The organism is Oceanobacter sp. 4_MG-2023, from assembly GCF_030689165.1.
Lineage (GTDB): Bacteria > Pseudomonadota > Gammaproteobacteria > Pseudomonadales > Oceanobacteraceae > Oceanobacter.
The window spans coordinates 41,306-58,402 of the sequence record NZ_JAUYVV010000022.1 but is presented as its reverse complement, the minus strand read 5'-3'; the positions used below and the strand labels follow the sequence as shown (position 1 = coordinate 58,402).

Below are 17,097 nucleotides of genomic sequence, written 5' to 3'. Positions count from 1 at the left end.
TTCTGGGAAGGTCGTTTCAAGTCCCAGGCATTGCTCGACGAAGCGGCGTTACTCAGTTGCATGGCTTACGTGGATTTGAATCCAGTGCGAGCGAAAATTGCCGCGACGCTTGAAAGCTCCGATCACACATCCGTTAGCCGTCGAATCAATGACGCAACAACGACGGTGAATACCGATGCCATCGAACGGCAATCTTCCGGGCTTTTGCCATTTGTTGGCCATCCAAAACAACATTCACCAGTGGGTATCCAGATGCCGTTGAGTGACTATCTGGCGTTAGTTGATGCAACCGGGCAAATCATTCGCGCTGATAAACGTGGTGCGATTGATACAAGCGTATCGCCGATCCTCAGCCGAATTGGCCTGGATGACAATCAGTGGCTGACCATTAGTCAGCAATTCGAGCAGTGCTTCACAACCTTTGTTGGTAGCGAATCCAATGTTCGTTCTGCCTGCGAACGACTCGGTTACAAACGGCCGACCGGTATAGCGCCAGCCAGACAGTTACTGGCAGGCTGATTGACTCCGACAAGCCCAGATTAACGCATTGCCTTGATCAGAGAACCGCGCTCTGAGGTTTTATTACGCCCAGAAGTCCGGTTTTACCCTCAATTATCACCAGTACACCCTGCCAGCGAGCATCAAAAACACACAGGCACCATAACGAAGTCAGAAATCGCAGAGTATAGAGGATTGCTGAGCGATTTAATGATAGGTGTCCTGATTAATTCCCCATTTAATCGATGGATGTCCTGATTAACTCTGATTAATTCATGGGTGTCCTGATTAATACCACTGATTAATACCACTGATTAACTCATGGGTGTCCTGATTAATACCCCTGATTAATACCCCCTAACACGCAGCTAACGACCTGCGCCTTCTGCTTGCACCGCCACCCAGCCTTCCATACCCGCACTGCCTGCCGCCTGAATCTGATCCGTCACATTGGTTTTCATATTCCAGGCCAGTTCGTGGAAGTAAAAAGCCACGGTGTTAATCGCCGGTTCGACAATCGCCACCAATCCTCCGACGAGCAAGTCTCCGGTCAAAGCATAAGCAACGGTAAAAGCGACAGAAAAGTGCATGACAGCAAAGGTTAATGTCTTGGTCATTTCAAGCTCCTCGCCAGTTGCCTGGTAGGCGTTGTCTGGCATTGATTAGGTACACAGACAGATTAACGCTTTTATAAAATAGTTAAAATCAAACAAAACTAAACACCTGATAGTTTATTTCTTAAAAAGCTATCAGCGCTACAGACCCAGATTTCACCACGGCACACCTGACGACCGATAGCCCTTCATGGTTAATGACTGCCTAACGAGTCAACTGAGCCACCAGAACTGCCAAACGTTCCAGGCCAGGCCGAATCCGTTCAGTGGCTATCGATGAGTAGCCCAGCCGGAAACAGTTGAGTGGCCCATTCTGATCGTAATAACACTGGCCAGGTTCGATAATAATGCTCTGTTTCACCGCCAGGGATTGCAGGGCCAGGCTATCTAGCCCGGCGTCACCTTCAATCCAGTAAGCGGAGCCGCCAAAGGTCGGAGGGATAGTACTGACCGGCATCAGCTCATCAACCCCTTGCCGGATCAGTTGCCAGCGTTCTTCATACACTTCCAGCAGATGGCGAATCAGGCTGTCGTGGTAGCCCCGTTCAAGAAACAGTCCAACCGTTCGCTGATTGTTGGTTGGTGGGTGTCTTAGTATTAAGCGCCGTAATTCTCGCAAGGCGGCAATCAGGGGTTTGGGAGCTACGATATAGCCCATCCGTAATCCTGGTGACAGGGTTTTCGACAGGCTGCCCACGTAGATCACGCGTTGATGACGGTCCAGGCTTTTCAGTGCCGGAGTCGGATGGGAAGCGAAGTTGGTTTCGCATTCATAATCATCTTCAATTATAAGAAAGTTATCGGCGGCAGCGCGTTCCAGCAGTGCCTTACGATTGTCCAGCGGCATTGTGACGGTGGTCGGAAACTGGTGACTGGGCGTGGTAAAGACCACATCGCAGTGATCCAGCTGTTCATTTACCACCAGCCCGTTCCTGTCAACGGGCAGGGCCCGGGTTTTGGCCCCCACCAGGCGGGCGATACGGGACAGGTCCGGGTAGCCGGGATTTTCAAAACCGAACACCCGTCCAGGTCCAAGCAGGGCGTTCAGCAGCAGGTACAGCGCATTCTGGGCACCAACGGTAATCAATATCTCGTCCGCTTCTGCCCAGATGCCACGCCGCGGTAGCAACCGCGAACGAATCTGTTCAATCAGCAAGGGGTCATCGCTATTGTAATGATCCGATGACCAGCTTTTGACAGACTGGGTTCTGACCGAATCCAGGCTGCATTCCCGCCAACGCTTGACCGGAAACATGGCCGGGTCAAGCTGACCGTATACAAACGGGTATTGAGCCTGTTGCCAGCGCACCTGTCCGGGTTCCGCCAGCAGCTCCGGTTTGTCGATCAATAACCCTTGCCAGTCTGGTGTATGACGGGTGTGGTGGTCATGGTCGCACGGCACCGGCAAGCAATCCTTGCGGATATCTGGGGCCGCGAAAAACCCGGCCCGTTGTCGCGAGATCAGGTAGCCATCATCGATCAATTCCTGATAGGCGATGATGACGGTATTGCGGGAGATCTTCAGCATCCTGGCCAATTCACGGGTAGATGGCAATTGCATGTCCGCCGGGATATGGCCTGCCAAAATCGCTTTGCTGATTTGCTCTCGCACTTGCTGCTGCAAGGTGTTGGTGCTGTCCGGGTTCAGGTGAAACAGTTGTTTGAACATGGTGTATCGGTACTTTTCCGGGTCGTTGTCCGACTCAAACGGCTGAGTGACTCACAGGATTCTATCAATCAACTGAGTCAAAAAGCCCGCCAATAACAGCCATAACCGAAAATCACCGGCCAGCACCACGCACTTGCACCACGCATTTATGCCATGGCGCGAATGGTTTCCTGCTTGCCCAGATTGTACGGACTCGCCGGACGCGCCAATAAACGTTCATTGACCAGTGCCTGTGCCAGTGAGCGATTACCATCCCGGATTGCAGCCTCCAGCAGGGTACGTGCCAGTACGTCACGCTGAGCCAGACTGCCTCCGAATTGACCATTGCTGTTCTTGATTGGCCAGAGTTTGTTCACCGCTGTTTTATAGTCTCCTTGGCCAAAGGCCAAAAATGCTTCACACACGGCCAGGCCGGTTTGTTTCACCATCTGGTAGTTGGTCGGGGCGCTATCGCCATGTACCAGATAGTCTTTCAGGTCAGTGACGATATCCGTCGCCGTATCAAAGTCTCCCGCTGCAACGTGAGCAATCACAGCATGGGCATCGTTAAAGACATAAAACCGCTGTTTGTGTTTATCCATCCAGGAGTCGGCCAGTGCTTGGGCACGATGCCCCAGGTTCTGGTTTTCCAGATACAGCCGCCACAACACCGAGGAGCCATCCAACAAGGCCATTGGTGCCGGATTGACACCCGGGAAATGGACGTATTTATCGTAAACCGCCACAGCTTCCTCCAGTTCACCGGTTTCCAGCAGGAACAGGTCAAGGTGGATGGCATTATGACTGATCATATCGTTATCCTTGTTCCAGTACGGTTCGTACTGGCGCATGAATGCCGCACCGTCCTGGAACTGGCCACGCATTTCCCGGGCGTGAGCCACCGCATGAATACCCCAGATGTCCCCCGGATTCATAGCCACCGCCCGCAAACCGTTGTCGGTGGCTTGCTCATAATGCCCGGCTTCTTCCTGGCCAAAACTCAGCATGCCCAGCAAGTATCCGTATAGTGGATGTTGCTGATCCCAACACGGCAGTACCCGGCCAACCCGATCACGTAAATTCAGCACCTGGCCCAAAAAGAAGTCGAGTTGGTGGCCACTGAGCAGCGCCAGTATGTCTTGCGGGTATTCCACCAGCAGCTGATCAAAGATATCGGAGGCGGTCATCAGGTCGCCTTTAACCCAGGGTTCCAGCGCCGCCAGGTGCATGCGTTCGCGGTGATTAAAGTGTGTGGCTGGCAGTGTCTGCAAGGCAGTGAGTGCCTCCAGCGCACCACCATGGTCATCCTTGTCGGTGGTCCACAAACACAGGTTGCCCTGCAGAATCAGTCCCATCACAAAGGCCGGATCGTCGTTCAACATGGCCTCAATGCGTGGTGATGGGTCTTTGAAACGACACAGCTCGCTAATGCCGGTGTTGTACAGCTCAACCAGCTGTGAAGATTGCGCAGTGATATCGAGATTGGTGATGTCTTTCATAGTGGGTGTCCTGTTTGGCCAGATTCTGGTGCTATGGCTCTCTGAGAACCAATCTGAGCATTGTGCTTGCGGAATACAGTAACCCTTCGAATCCAGAGCTATAGATCCAGATAGCCTGCTCTGTTGTGACACGGGCCTTCATGTGGACACTGCTGACAAACCTGATCCAGACAACTCATCGGGCGGTGGCTGATTTCAGTACAGGACGAGGATGAGAAGCAGCCATGGCGTCTGCTGCAACAACCTGTATGGCAGGATGCCTTGGCGGCTTATCAATCAGAAGGTGGAGATACTGAGCTGCGCGATAGCGGCATCACGCAACACGATGGCCAATGGCAATTGGCCAGAAAGGACACAAGGACTCCACGGTTGTGAAACCCTTGTCGCCAGCTTATCGACCCTTGGGAGGTTCTGGCAGTTCGTCTTCTGTCAGTGTGCCGCTGCCGTCTTCATCAAACTTGTCAAAATCATCCAGCAGTGGCCCTTTTACCTCATCCTTGCTCAGCTCATTATCGCCATTGGTATCCATCTGTTCGAAGCTGGGTGGACGCTGTGGTCGATCATCGTCAGCGGCTACTGCTGTTAGACTATAAGCAGACAGAACCAATAAGGGTAAGGCGATCAAATTTTTTTTCATATCTATCCTCTATAAAATAAACACCAGCCGTTAACGGCTTTCCGGCCTTTACTCGTTGAGAAAACAAGGAGCAAAAACAGAGTGTATTACACGCCAGACAATGGCCTGGTTTCAGGAAAATCAGTTATTTTGAAATTAACAAACAGACGTTAGATCGTTGACTGTCAACCGCTCTGCTCCGCCTCCAAGTTCAGCAGGAACAGTACCAAACACTCAAGTCGACAAGTATAAGTCAATTGTAAATATTGTAATCCTTCGCAAACATACTCATAAAAACCCAATCTCTTAATAAAGATCATGGATAGCCACAATAAACTTGTGATCCAATAAACACCGTTTTCATTCTGTTTGTGCTGGAGATTGTCTGTGAGAATGCCTGAAATTTCTCTATCCAAAAATACAAAATTCTCTATCGGTTACAGTTTTTTGCTGCTCATACTTTACTTCAGCTCTTTTGTTTCTCCGATGGATGACAAGGGTTATTATGTTCGGCTGATTATTTTGATCAACCTGGTGGGGATTGCAGCGTTTTATCTACAGTTCCCATTAACCGGGCGTTTAAAGACATTTCCTTTATTCAAGAATATAAACTGGAGTGTGGCCAAGCATAAATCCATGGGGTACTGGATTGGTGGAATATTCTTTCTGCACCCGTTTCTGATTATGGCTCCCAAATGGATGTTATCCACAGCAGATGGCTGGCTGGCCATCAAGACGGTCCTGTTTGCACCTGAGATGCTCACCGGCATTATCGCCTGGATACTATTATTTGTTTGGGTTGTTTTTTCAGCGTTAAAAAAACAACTGCCATTAGGTTATGAGGTATGGCGTTTCTGGCACACATTGGGTTTTATTGTTATTACCATTCTGGCAACGCTCCATATCACGGCGGTTGGCAGTCATGGTCAGTTACAACCCGTATTTAATAGTATCTTCTGGGGACTGTGTTGTATGGCTGTTGCTATTTCTTTTTACAACTACGCCATCAAGCCCAAAACGCTGCAAAAACATGCTTTTGTTATCCGGTCAATCGAAAAAATCAGTAGCACTGACTGGCAACTGACACTGACACTGACGGGAAAATCACACACAGCGTTTGATTTTGACGCCGGTCAATTTGTCTGGATTAATACACATGCTTCCCCCTACAGTCTGGATTACCATCCTTTTTCTATCGCTTCGTGCACCCAGTCCCTGCCTGATATTTCTTTTGTTATCAGAGAGCTGGGAGATTACACCCGCCAGCTCGATCAATTGTCGGTCGGGCAAACCGTCTACCTTGATGGCCCCTTTGGCCAGCTGACTCTCGATGCCAGCCAAAAAGCCAAAGGCATCACTCTGGTTGCCGGAGGAGCCGGTATCGGGCCAATGTTGGGGCTGTTACGCCAGCTGGCCGCAAACCATGACCCTCGCCCTGTCCGTTTACTCTATGGCAACAAAAAGCAGGATCAAATAGTGATGTATAAAGAGATCAAAGCGCTGGAGCAGTCCATGGTAGATTTCAAATCGCTATTTGTCTGTGAAGTACCCACATCGGACCCTGACATTCATCACGGTATTATCGATAGCAACAGCTTGGCAACCACTATCCCAGAACCACAACACTGGGCTGTGTATCTTTGTGGCCCAGAGGGAATGATGCAGAGTGTTCAAAAAGATCTGGGGGTGTTGCATATCCCGAAAAACAACATCATTTACGAAGAATTTGACTTTTAATAACCAACCCGGGACGTTTCATTATGCCTATTCATCAGATTTCTGGCTGCATTGGTTGCGAGTCATGTATTAAAAGCTGTCCGACCGATGTGATAAAACTGGATCAGGAAACCAAAAAGGCCGTGATCGCTTATCCAGAAGACTGCCAGATTTGCCATTTGTGTCGCCTGTATTGTCCGGTCGGAGCAATCACCATTACGCCGGAAAAAAGCATCCCTGTTATGGTTTCCTGGAGATAACATGAGCAAGCAAGACACCCAAGCCGGGCAAAGCGGATTATCCCGGCGTCAATTTATCGGCCTCACCGGCGGTGCTGTCGGCGCAGCCATTGGCAGCTATGCGCTGGGTCAGCATTTTCTGGGGCAACCGCCAACCATCAACAAACGCAAAATCGAATCCGCCGAATTCACCACCGACAACCAGACCACCGATGTGCTGGTGATTGGTGGCGGAATGGCTGGCCTTTTTGCCGCCGTCAAGGCACATGATGCCGGGGCCACGGTCGCCATGGTATCGAAAGGCCGCCTAGGCAGCTCCGGCCTGACGCCTTTTGCCAAAGGTATTTTTTGTTACGACAAGCATAACAGCCAGATCAGCCTGGATGAGTTCGTAGAAAAAGTAACGGAATCCGCCATAGATACCAACAATCCGGTATTTACCCGCCAAATGGCTGAACACTCTTATGATCGGGTACAGGAATTAAAAGCCTGGGGGTTCTTTGATTCTCCCCTGTACAACCAGTCGTTTATGCGGCCCATCGAAGAACGCCGCATTCCCTTGCACGAACGCATCATGATTACCCATCTGGTCAAGCAGGATGGTCGTGTTGTGGGAGCCTCCGGTTTCAGTCTCGACAGCCCCAAAATCATCCACTTTCACGCCAAAACCGTTGTGCTGTGTACCGGCTCTGGTGGCTTCAAGCCCAATGGCTTTCCGGTCTGCGACTTGACCCACGACGGCAGTATCATGGCCTATAAGATTGGTGCCAAGATCACCGGCAAGGAATGGAACGATGGTCACCCGGGGTCCGCCCAAAATTCAGGCTCCAGTTATGACAACTGGCATGGTCAAATTGAAGAAAAGCCATCCACCACGGGGATTGAGGTACACCACGATCTCGGCGTTGACCTCAATTATCAAGCCTATAATCTGGGTGCTCCGGTCACCATGGCACCACCCGGAGCCCAAACAGACACCGAATTGAGTGGTGGCCCATGGATACCCGACGCATTCAGGCACCCGGACCGTCGCCCGCCCATGCCACCACCAGAGCCCGGCCTGGCAGCGCTGTTTGGTAAAGGCAGACCCTCCGGCCCTCCAGGTATGGGTGGTGAACAGGTGGGAGGTTCCAGTGCCGGCATGGCCATTCACAAATCCGAAGGACTGGTTCCCATAAATGAAACCGGCCTGAGTACCGTTGCAGGTTTGTATGCTGCCGGTGATGCGCTGGGTTCTTATATGTCGGGCGGCATCTACACCCAGATTGGCTCGTCACTGGCCGGTTCAGCCGTGCAGGGAGCCATTGCCGGTGAAGCAGCCGCCAAACAAAGTGCAACCTTGCCACACAATCCGATCAGCACTGCCAACCAGCGCCACAATACCGAGCAAATCCTGGCTCCATTGCTGCGTGAGCGGGGCTACAGCCCGGCCTGGGTCACTCAGGTTCTGCAGGGCATCATGATTCCGAATTTTGTTTTATATATTAAAAAAGGCCGTTTACTGGAAGCCGCTCTGGCTTACATCGAAGAACTGCGAGACCACCACAGTCCGATGTTAATGGCTGAGGATTTACATGCATTACGTCTTGCTCATGAAACAGAAAACATGATTATTACTGCCGAAATGAAATTAAAGGCATCGATCATGCGTACCGAAAGCCGCTGCAGCCATTATCGCCTCGACTACCCGGAAGTCGATAAAGAAAACTGGCAGGCCTGGATCAACATAGAACAAGGCCCAGATGGTGAGATGCTATTCGAAAAACAGCCTTTTGATATGTGGCCAAATTTCCCGGCAAACCCTGTCGCTAACGGATGATAGCGACCAATAAAGAACCATAATCGCATCATTGGTTTCATTATTCCGTAATATTATTATGTTCTGTCCCTGACCCGCCACCCTGCAGCTGCTCAAACAAGCTGCAGGTACTTTCTTTGCTCCCAACCTCCTCCTTACCTCCTCCCCTGTTCTGTCTGCAGTGCCAAATGAGCCAGTAGCCTGCTTATCCAGCAATAGCCGTGCAAGAGTAAAAAAAAATCGCTAACATTACGGAACTTTACAGCGCCAACAAAAGATGACTTTTTTATGACTCTATTTTCGTCATACCAGGCAGCGAATACCCAGTGACGAGAAAAAGATCAAGCATGACCAGGCCGTGAAGTAATACGCATCAATCGCTTTATCACATAGATCAATATCAGGACCCGGATATGATGACACGCTCACTGCTTGCTATAGCCATTGCCACACTGGGTGCAGCCAGTGTTCAGGCAACCCCTTTCTTGCCGATGGACGCCCGAGGGCTTGCGATGGGTAATACCGGTGTTGCCAGTGCCCAACGTGCGCACGCGCCGGCCTACAACCCCTCGCTGCTATCACAAGCCGAACACGATGATGATTTTGCCATCCTGTTTCCACAGCTAGGACTTTCCATCGCCGATGAAGAAGAAATGTACGATACCTTCATCGACATGAATGACGAATTGATTCCTGAATTTGAAGCTTTGTTTGATAACGCCGAAAATAACAACTTCAACCAGCACCTGGAAGAACTGGATAATGCCTCCCAGGCCTTGTACGACGCACTCGACAACCTGAGCGCAAACGATGTCAATAATGTCGATGAAACCATCGCCGAACTACGCGCCAAAAACGACAACTTGCAAAGTGCTCTGGACACCGTCAATGACGACCTGAAACAGGTCGACAGCCTGACAGACCAGCTGACCAGTGATCTGACTTCTATCTCCGGCAACCCCTTCAGTGGCCGTCTGGGCACTTCTGCCGCCATTGCCTTGCCCAGCAAACGTTTTGCCGCGGCCATCAGCTTGTCTGCCAACGTGACCTTTTCTGGCCGCGTTGGCTACAGCTCGAACGATAACAACCTGATTAACGGCTATGGTGATGCCGCCAGTGGTTACGTCGACGATGCCGACGCTCTGAGCACCGACTTCGACGCGCTGCTCAACGATGCCGAGAACGGTGATGTGACAGAAGATGATCTCGACTGGATTACCACTCAAGCCGAAAATACCAGCAACTACACATCCGACAGCATCTCCACCGCAGCCGGTGATATCAGTATCATCGAAAATGGCCAGCTGAGCTCTGAAGCCGAAGATGCCGACATGGACTCCTATCTGGAAATGGTGGGTGTTGCTGTCTCTGACCTCGGGGTTTCCTTTTCCCGGGAGTTCAGCATCTGGGACAAAAAAGTGGCCATTGGTATCACACCGAAATACCAACGCGTTATCACGCTTCACTATGCCGCAGAAGCCGACTATGAAGGTGATATCGACGAGCAGGACCTGGAAGATGCTTCCGAAACCTTTAACCAGTTCAACGTCGATCTGGGGGCTTCCTTCCGTTTTGGAGCCACCAACAAATGGGTATTTGGTCTGGTTGGTAAAAACCTGATTGGCAAAACCTATCAAGCCAAGGAAGTGGTGATTCGCGGCTCAGCAGACTCAACCACTCTGGCAGGGCCAAAAATATCCCTAAACCCCCAGTTCCGCGCAGGCCTGGCCTTTAATGGCAACTGGACCACCGTCGCCCTGGACGTTGATCTCACCGAAAACGACCCGGTTGCCTGGGAAAACCCCACGCAATATGTCGCTGTCGGCGCAGAATTTGATATCTACAACACCTTGCAGCTGCGGGCCGGTTACCGCACCAACCTGAGTGTCTCCGATGCCGAAGTCGCTTCGATCGGTTTCGGCTTCTCGCCCTTTGGCGTGCATATCGATATTGCCGCCATGGCCAACCCCAACGATGTTGAAAAAGAAGCCGGCATCGCTCTGGAAACCGGTTTTTACTTTTAATACCTCGGCCTGACACGCCCAACAGGGGTGTCACACCAACCCGAAAACGCCGGCAGGTGACAAGCCCGCTGGCGTTTTTTATGCTTGTCGTTCTGGCAAGACAAGCAAAGCCAGACAACCCACTCGTTCAGGATAACCAACATCATGCAGCCTTATCTGGTCGGCGGTGCCGTCCGCGACGCACTACTGGGCATTCCGGTAAAAGATCACGACTGGGTTGTGACTGGCGCAACACCACAACAGTTGCTCGACCAGGGTTATGAACAGGTCGGAGCCGATTTTCCGGTATTCCTGCACCCGGACACCCACGAGGAATACGCTCTCGCTCGCACCGAGCGGAAGTCCGGCAACGGCTATCAAGGTTTCGAATGCCGTTTCAGCCCCGACATTACACTGGAAGAAGACTTGCTGCGACGGGACCTCACCATCAACGCCATGGCGCAGCAAGAAGATGGCAGCCTGGTTGACCCTTATGGCGGCCAACGGGATTTGCACAACCGGCTGTTGCGCCATGTTTCTCCGGCGTTTTCAGAAGACCCTTTGCGGGTATTACGGGTTGCACGTTTTGCCGCTCGTTTTGCATCCCTGGGCTTTACCGTCGCCGACGAAACCCAAACCCTGATGCGCGCCATGGTAGCAGCCGGTGAGCTAGACCACCTGGTGCCAGAGCGGGTCTGGCAAGAAACCCAACGCGCCTTGCAAGAAAACCAGCCTGCGGTCTATTTTCAAACGCTGCGTGACTGCGGCGCACTGGCGGTCTGGTTCCCGGAAATCGACGCCCTGTTTGGCGTGCCACAACCGGAACAGCATCACCCGGAAATCGACTGCGGCATCCATGCCCTGATGTCACTCACCGCGGCAGCACGTCTCTCCAGCCTGGTGGCAGTCCGCTGGGCGGCTCTGACCCACGATCTGGGCAAAGCCCTGACCGCACCAGCAGAATGGCCGCGTCATATTGGCCACGAAACACGAGGCATCAAGCCGGCCAAGCAACTGGCCAAACGCCTGAAAACCCCAAAAGATGCTGCCGAGTTATCCTTGCTGTCCAGTCAATGGCACACCCATGTGCACCGGGCACTGGAATTACGACCAGAAACCATCTTGAAGTTATTCGATGGGGTGGATGTCTGGCGTCGGCGGGAGCGGTTTGAGCAACTGCTGCTGGTTGCCAAGGCGGATTCCAGAGGCCGAACCGGTTTTGAAGACTGCGACTACCCGCAAGTGGAGTATTTGCAACGCGCGCTGGCAGCAGTACTGACCATCAGCGCCCAGGACATTATCGCCACCGGTATTAGCGGAGCCGCTATTCGACCCGCACTGGCGGCCGCCAGAAAAACCCACCTGGAAGACTGGAAAGCGCATCAGGCATCGTGATGCCTGATCTTAGCCATCAGGCAGGTTGCTTGAAGCAGGGCACTCGCCCTTCGACATCCACCGGTGGCGTGATTTGCTCCAGCGGTTGCAAGGCCAATGCTGGCCAAAAACTGTCAAACCGCTGATGACTCGATGGGCAACTCAGGTCCGGTGCGATATCCAGCAACGGCCGCAACACAAAAGCACAGCGACGGATATCACCACGCGGTAACGAATGGCCTTCGTATTCACCAACCAGATCGTTGTACAGCAATACATCCACATCCAGCGTACGGGATGAAAATTTCACCGCATCGGGAGCGCGGCCAAAATCCCGCTCCAGCTGCTTGAGCACACGCCCCAACGCTTGTAACGACAAGTCGGTCGAGATCTTGACCACCAGATTGATAAACGCCGGGCCATCAAACCCCATGGCTGGTGAGCGGTACCAGGGCGACACCTGTTCCAGCCCAAACTGCTGCTCCAGTGCCACCAAGCCAGCCACGATGTTTTCTTCTGGCCGCTGGTTGGAACCGATCCCCAGAAAGACAACCGCCATTACAAGACTCCTCGCTCAATTTTTAACCCGACAGCCCGCGCTTGCGGCACCACTGCCGGCTTTTCTACCCGGATCGACAACCAGGGCATGCCAAATTCTTGTAATAACCCGTCAGACAAGCGCTCCAGCAACGACTCCAGTAACTGGAAGTGCTGCTCACGCACAAACCCTTCGATATATTCAGTAACCGCCTGATAATTCAGGGCAAACGCCAGATCATCGGTCACCGCGGCCTGACGAATATCCCAGGCCATTTCCAAGTCAAACACCAACGGCTGGCGAACCTGTTTTTCCCACTCAAATACACCAATGACGGCGTCCACCCTGAGGCCTTCAATAAACACTCTATCCATCGATGGCGATCTCCATTGCTGTTACTCCGGCGACAGCCGGTAAATCAACCAAAGGCCAACGGGGAACAACCGCCACCGCCAAATCTGAAGATTGACCCGCCGCCAAACGTTGTGCTCCGGCGTAAGCGATCATGGCACCGTTATCGGTACAAAACTCCAGACGGGGGTAATACACCGCTCCGCCCATGGCTTCCGCGGTATCTCGCAACTGCTGGCGCAAGCGGGTATTGGCACCGACCCCACCAGCAATAATCAGCCGCTTGATACCGGTTTGTTTCATCGCCCGTTTACACTTCAGCGACAAGGTATCCACCACCGCCGCCTGAAACCCGGCAGCGATATCAGCCTTGTCTTGTTCTGCCAATACACCATCGACAGCCATCGCCAGGATTTTGGTACGGGTAAAGGTTTTCAAACCACTGAAACTGAAATCCAGACCAGGCCGGTCGGTCATTGGCCGCGGGAACGTAAAGCGTTTGTCGTCACCGACCAGCGCCAGCTGACTCAGAGCCGGGCCGCCAGGGTAAGGCAGTCCCATCATTTTGGCCGCCTTGTCGAACGCTTCTCCGGCCGCATCATCCAGCGAATCACCGAGCAATTGATACTGACCAATACCGTCCACCTGTACCAGCTGGGTATGGCCACCCGAGACCAACAGGGCGATAAACGGAAACTCCGGCGGATTATCTTCCAGCATGGGGGCCAGTAAATGGCCTTCCATATGATGAACGCCAATCGCCGGTTTTCCCAGCGCCCAGGCCAGGCTGCGGCCAAAACAGGCCCCAACCAGCAAGGCTCCAACCAACCCAGGCCCCGATGTGTAGGCAATGCCGTCGAGATCGTTTACCACCAGACCGGACTCCGCCAGCGCTTCATGAATCAGTGGCATCACCTTGCGAACATGATCCCGCGAAGCCAGTTCCGGCACGACACCACCATATTCCGCGTGCACGGCAATCTGGGAATACAACCGGTGCGCCAGCAATCCACGGCGGGTATCGTAAACGGCAATACCGGTTTCATCACAAGACGTTTCCAGCCCCAATACAATCACGCCACACCCTTCAACACGTTCATTCACCTGCTCCTGATTTTGGTCGACCGCCACCAAGAATATCTTGCAGCAACAGCCAAGCCGCCCATAATACGGCCCAGTTGATCGAAAGCCAACCAAACAGACCGTCAGGGCTTTGCATTCCGCTGCAAAAAACATTAGAATGCCCGCCCTCTAACTGGGGTCCGTGCAGGAGTTTCCTGAATCATCGGCCTCGACAAAAGAATTCAGCTAAAACGTAGGTGATTGGATGCCCGCTGTAAAAGTTAAAGAAAACGAACCATTTGACGTCGCTCTGCGTCGTTTCAAACGCTCTTGTGAAAAAGCCGGTGTACTGTCTGAAGTACGTCGTCGTGAACACTACGAAAAGCCAACCTGGATCCGTAAACGCCAGGCTGCTGCTGCCGTCAAGCGTCACCTGAAAAAAGTACAACGTGAATCACGCAAGCTGGTTCGCCTGTACTGATTTTTGTTCTGAATAACAACAGGAGCCATCATGAGTACTTTGGTTGAACAGGTAAAAGCAGCAGTAAAAGACGCCATGCGCGCCAAACAGAAAGACCGGTTGGGCGCCTTGCGATTATTAACTGCTGAGTTCAAACGAGTGGAAGTGGACGAGCGCATCGACGTAGATGATGCCCGGGCTCTGGTTATTCTCGACAAGATGACCAAACAACGTCGCGATTCTATTGCCCAGTATACGGCAGCAGGTCGCGATGAGTTGGCAGCCGTTGAGCAATTCGAAATTGATGTGCTTAGCGAATTTCTGCCAGCAGCTCTGAGTGAAGATGAGCTGAGCCAGCTCGTTGCTGATGCCGTTGCACAATCCGGTGCTGCCTCCGTGCAGGACATGGGTAACGTTATGGGCATCCTCAAACCACAGGTGCAAGGCCGCGCAGATATGGCGCAAGTCAGCCGAATGGTGAAAGCCATACTCGGTTAAGCGGCTGGACAGACACCAACGCCAGAGTCAAAACGCCACTTTTTTACAGTGGCGTTTTTTGTTTTCTGCTATCTTTATTTACGCTATACCGCAGGTGTAGTTGTCGACGGGTTGAATAATCGATGGCGGGCCGGATACCACAAGCATTTATTGATGAACTGCTCTCACGCACCGACGTTGTCGATGTGGTAGACAGTCGCGTCAAGCTTAAAAAGGCCGGCAAAAATTACTCCGCCTGCTGCCCTTTCCATAATGAAAACACCCCCTCGTTTACCGTCAGCCGCGAGAAACAGTTCTACTATTGTTTTGGTTGTGGCGCCTCCGGCAGCGCGCTGAAATTTGTGATGGAATTTGACGGCCTGGGCTTCCCTGATGCCGTCGAAAAACTGGCCGCCAGTGTCGGGTTGGATGTCCCTCGCGACCAGCAAAGCCAGGATATGGTACGGCAGCAGCAAGAACAGGATCCCCTGTATCGCCAACTGTCTCACTCCAGTGATTTTTTCAGTCGCCAGCTACGTCAGCATGACCAGCGCCAGCGCGCCGTCGATTACCTGAAAAGCCGAGGCCTCTCCGGCAAGGCAGCCAAGTTTTTTGCCATTGGCTACGCCCCGCCCGGCTGGGACAACCTGCTCGATGCTCTGGGCCACACTCCCGGCGATATCAAACAACTGATCACATCAGGCATGCTGATCGAAAAAGACGACGGCCGTTGCTATGACCGTTTCCGCGATCGCATCATGTTCCCGATACGGGATATCCGTGGCCGCGTCATCGCCTTTGGTGGCCGCGTGCTGGGCGACGAAAAACCCAAATATCTCAACTCGCCGGAAACGCCGATATTCCAGAAAAACAAAGAGTTGTATGGCCTCTACGAAGCCCGCAAAATTCGCCAGAAACTGAATCGCCTGATGATCGTCGAAGGCTATATGGATGTTGTCGCCCTGGCCGAATACGGAATTCACTACGCCGTTGCCACCCTTGGTACCGCTACCAGCGAGCATCACTTGCGACGGCTGTTCAAAATGGTGCCCGAACTGATTTTCTGCTTTGACGGCGACGCCGCTGGTCGCACCGCCGCTGCCCGGGCCATGGAAACCGTGTTGCCCATCCTTGAAGATGGCCTGCAAGCCCGCTTTTTGTTTTTACCCGATGGTGAAGACCCGGACACCCTGATACGACAGGAAGGCAAAGAAGCCTTCGAACAGCGCCTGAACCAGTCCCGCCATCTGCCAGAGTTTCTGTTTGATCACCTCAAACAACAGGTCGACTTCGACAGCCTGGATGGCAAAGCACGACTGGACCAACTGGCCGCGCCACTGATCAGCAAGATCCCGCGTGGCACCCTGCGCGACCTGATGACCGCTGAACTGGAAAAACAGCTGGGCGTGCAAAGCCGGGCAATGAACAAAATCAACAGCGCCGATGACGATCACACGCCACCTGCCAGCCAGAATCACCAGCCAGCAATCGAGCGCCATCCACACTCAGATAACGTGCCCGCCTGGCTCGATGATGACACCACCGATACCAGCCACCCCTACAATAACCAGACTGGTCAAAGCGGTTCCGACAACAGTTCCGCCAGCGACAGCCAACGCATGGTAGCGGCAGTGGAACGCGCACTGTCCGCCCTGATACGCAATCCGGCACTCGCCAGCCAGCTGGACCCCGTCGACTTTGAGCCCCTCACCGAGCGCGAACAACTCTTGCTGGAAGTTATGAAAAAGCTGCATCAATCGCCACAATCCAGCAGCGTTGGACTACTCATACAATGGATAGGCACCCCCTTCCACACCGAGCTGACTCGCCTGGCCAACCACAACGAAACACCGGTCAGACCCGTTCTTGCCGAAGTTGGCAATGCCATCAAGCGCCTCTGTGCCCGCCAGACGGAACGTGAATACCAGTCACTACTGGCGCGCTACCAGCACAAGGAAAGCCGCCGCCAAATGAGCGCCGACGATATAAAACAGCTGAAAACCTACCAACGCCAACGCCGTGAACTCACCGCCGGACGTGGCGATATTTACCTGAACAACCCACATCAGCGTTAGATCCGGTCTATGCTGCTTGAAAACACAAACATTCACCCCCATATGGATAAGTCGTATCAGAAATGCCCCGACTCAACACAAAGAGTCCTTGTTGTATATTTTTATTCACAGCCCGGATGGAACCCATCC

Annotated in this window: 15 protein-coding genes and 1 pseudogene; 9 read left to right on the top strand and 7 right to left on the bottom strand. The window is 52.7% G+C overall.

Annotated features, from left to right (window positions below):
* Positions 1–519: pseudogene (locus Q8W24_RS13910) on the top strand (transposase); the annotation flags it as partial.
* A 347-nt stretch (positions 520–866) separates the two neighbouring features.
* Here the strand turns inward: Q8W24_RS13910 and Q8W24_RS13905 are convergent.
* The 4 genes from Q8W24_RS13905 to Q8W24_RS13890 form a co-directional block, all read right to left on the bottom strand.
* On the bottom strand, positions 867–1,115 hold the full coding sequence (locus Q8W24_RS13905; protein ID WP_305475700.1) for a DUF2061 domain-containing protein: 249 nt from the start codon (positions 1,113–1,115) through the stop codon (positions 867–869).
* Positions 1,116–1,317: 202 nt separating this feature from the next.
* The gene (locus tag Q8W24_RS13900; protein WP_305475699.1) at positions 1,318–2,781 is read right to left on the bottom strand and encodes a PLP-dependent aminotransferase family protein; all 1,464 of its coding nucleotides are present in this window, start codon (positions 2,779–2,781) and stop codon (positions 1,318–1,320) included.
* A gap of 146 nt (positions 2,782–2,927) precedes the next feature.
* The gene (locus Q8W24_RS13895; protein ID WP_305453005.1) at positions 2,928–4,259 is read right to left on the bottom strand and encodes a tetratricopeptide repeat protein; all 1,332 of its coding nucleotides are present in this window, start codon (positions 4,257–4,259) and stop codon (positions 2,928–2,930) included.
* A gap of 391 nt (positions 4,260–4,650) precedes the next feature.
* Positions 4,651–4,896 (bottom strand): hypothetical protein, encoded by a 246-nt coding sequence (locus Q8W24_RS13890; protein WP_303434211.1) that lies wholly within the window; start codon positions 4,894–4,896, stop codon positions 4,651–4,653.
* 372 nt (positions 4,897–5,268) lie between these two features.
* Between Q8W24_RS13890 and Q8W24_RS13885 the strand changes: the two genes are divergently transcribed.
* The 5 genes from Q8W24_RS13885 (at position 5,269) to Q8W24_RS13870 (ending at position 12,026) form a co-directional block, all read left to right on the top strand.
* The gene (locus Q8W24_RS13885; protein WP_370693336.1) at positions 5,269–6,612 is read left to right on the top strand and encodes a ferric reductase-like transmembrane domain-containing protein; all 1,344 of its coding nucleotides are present in this window, start codon (positions 5,269–5,271) and stop codon (positions 6,610–6,612) included.
* A 23-nt stretch (positions 6,613–6,635) separates the two neighbouring features.
* Entirely contained in the window at positions 6,636–6,851 is a 216-nt protein-coding gene (locus Q8W24_RS16950) for a ferredoxin family protein (protein WP_368501395.1), read from the top strand.
* A 1-nt stretch (position 6,852) separates the two neighbouring features.
* A complete protein-coding gene (locus Q8W24_RS13880; protein WP_305475697.1) occupies positions 6,853–8,649 on the top strand; it encodes an FAD-binding protein in 1,797 nt (598 codons plus the stop codon).
* Between the two features lie 392 nt (positions 8,650–9,041).
* Complete coding sequence (traF, locus tag Q8W24_RS13875; RefSeq protein WP_305475695.1) at positions 9,042–10,652, top strand: conjugal transfer protein TraF; 1,611 nt, start codon at positions 9,042–9,044, stop codon at positions 10,650–10,652.
* Positions 10,653–10,796: 144 nt separating this feature from the next.
* Positions 10,797–12,026: a multifunctional CCA addition/repair protein gene (locus tag Q8W24_RS13870; RefSeq protein WP_305453007.1), complete on the top strand. Its 1,230-nt coding sequence runs from the start codon at positions 10,797–10,799 to the stop codon at positions 12,024–12,026.
* A gap of 16 nt (positions 12,027–12,042) precedes the next feature.
* On the opposite strand, the gene folK is transcribed toward Q8W24_RS13870, so the two are convergent.
* The 3 genes from folK to tsaD are packed head-to-tail and all read right to left on the bottom strand — an operon-like array spanning position 12,043 to position 13,971.
* Positions 12,043–12,564, bottom strand: coding sequence for a 2-amino-4-hydroxy-6-hydroxymethyldihydropteridine diphosphokinase (folK, locus tag Q8W24_RS13865; RefSeq protein WP_303434206.1), 522 nt, complete (start codon positions 12,562–12,564; stop codon positions 12,043–12,045).
* Positions 12,564–12,917 carry a dihydroneopterin aldolase gene (folB, locus tag Q8W24_RS13860; RefSeq protein ID WP_303434205.1) on the bottom strand — a complete coding sequence of 118 codons (354 nt, stop codon included), beginning with the start codon at positions 12,915–12,917 and terminating at the stop codon, positions 12,564–12,566. The genes folK and folB overlap by 1 nt, the downstream gene beginning before the upstream one ends.
* Positions 12,910–13,971, bottom strand: coding sequence for a tRNA (adenosine(37)-N6)-threonylcarbamoyltransferase complex transferase subunit TsaD (gene tsaD / locus Q8W24_RS13855; protein ID WP_305415250.1), 1,062 nt, complete (start codon positions 13,969–13,971; stop codon positions 12,910–12,912). Before tsaD ends, folB begins: the two co-directional genes overlap by 8 nt.
* Before the next feature lie 250 nt (positions 13,972–14,221).
* On the opposite strand from tsaD, the gene rpsU reads away from it, so the two are divergent.
* The 3 genes from rpsU to dnaG all read left to right on the top strand — a co-directional run bounded on the left by rpsU (position 14,222) and on the right by dnaG (position 16,968).
* Positions 14,222–14,437 carry a 30S ribosomal protein S21 gene (gene rpsU / locus Q8W24_RS13850; protein ID WP_303434204.1) on the top strand — a complete coding sequence of 72 codons (216 nt, stop codon included), beginning with the start codon at positions 14,222–14,224 and terminating at the stop codon, positions 14,435–14,437.
* A 30-nt stretch (positions 14,438–14,467) separates the two neighbouring features.
* A complete protein-coding gene (locus Q8W24_RS13845; protein ID WP_303434203.1) occupies positions 14,468–14,914 on the top strand; it encodes a GatB/YqeY domain-containing protein in 447 nt (148 codons plus the stop codon).
* Between the two features lie 122 nt (positions 14,915–15,036).
* A complete protein-coding gene (gene dnaG / locus Q8W24_RS13840) occupies positions 15,037–16,968 on the top strand; it encodes a DNA primase (RefSeq protein ID WP_305475694.1) in 1,932 nt (643 codons plus the stop codon).
* The last annotated feature ends 129 nt before the right edge of the window (positions 16,969–17,097 follow it).

What these genes read in the sequence shown, in the direction of transcription:
- Q8W24_RS13870 (WP_305453007.1), top strand. Translation starts at nt 10,797, where the DNA reads ATGCAGCCTTATCTGGTCGGCGGTGCCGTCCGCGACGCACTACTGGGC.
- Q8W24_RS13880 (WP_305475697.1), top strand. Translation starts at nt 6,853, where the DNA reads ATGAGCAAGCAAGACACCCAAGCCGGGCAAAGCGGATTATCCCGGCGT.
- folK (WP_303434206.1), bottom strand. Translation starts at nt 12,564, where the DNA reads ATGGCGGTTGTCTTTCTGGGGATCGGTTCCAACCAGCGGCCAGAAGAA.
- traF (WP_305475695.1), top strand. Translation starts at nt 9,042, where the DNA reads ATGATGACACGCTCACTGCTTGCTATAGCCATTGCCACACTGGGTGCA.
- Q8W24_RS13890 (WP_303434211.1), bottom strand. Translation starts at nt 4,896, where the DNA reads ATGAAAAAAAATTTGATCGCCTTACCCTTATTGGTTCTGTCTGCTTAT.
- dnaG (WP_305475694.1), top strand. Translation starts at nt 15,037, where the DNA reads ATGGCGGGCCGGATACCACAAGCATTTATTGATGAACTGCTCTCACGC.
- Q8W24_RS16950 (WP_368501395.1), top strand. Translation starts at nt 6,636, where the DNA reads ATGCCTATTCATCAGATTTCTGGCTGCATTGGTTGCGAGTCATGTATT.
- Q8W24_RS13845 (WP_303434203.1), top strand. Translation starts at nt 14,468, where the DNA reads ATGAGTACTTTGGTTGAACAGGTAAAAGCAGCAGTAAAAGACGCCATG.
- Q8W24_RS13885 (WP_370693336.1), top strand. Translation starts at nt 5,269, where the DNA reads ATGCCTGAAATTTCTCTATCCAAAAATACAAAATTCTCTATCGGTTAC.
- folB (WP_303434205.1), bottom strand. Translation starts at nt 12,917, where the DNA reads ATGGATAGAGTGTTTATTGAAGGCCTCAGGGTGGACGCCGTCATTGGT.
- Q8W24_RS13895 (WP_305453005.1), bottom strand. Translation starts at nt 4,259, where the DNA reads ATGAAAGACATCACCAATCTCGATATCACTGCGCAATCTTCACAGCTG.
- Q8W24_RS13905 (WP_305475700.1), bottom strand. Translation starts at nt 1,115, where the DNA reads ATGACCAAGACATTAACCTTTGCTGTCATGCACTTTTCTGTCGCTTTT.
- rpsU (WP_303434204.1), top strand. Translation starts at nt 14,222, where the DNA reads ATGCCCGCTGTAAAAGTTAAAGAAAACGAACCATTTGACGTCGCTCTG.
- Q8W24_RS13900 (WP_305475699.1), bottom strand. Translation starts at nt 2,781, where the DNA reads ATGTTCAAACAACTGTTTCACCTGAACCCGGACAGCACCAACACCTTG.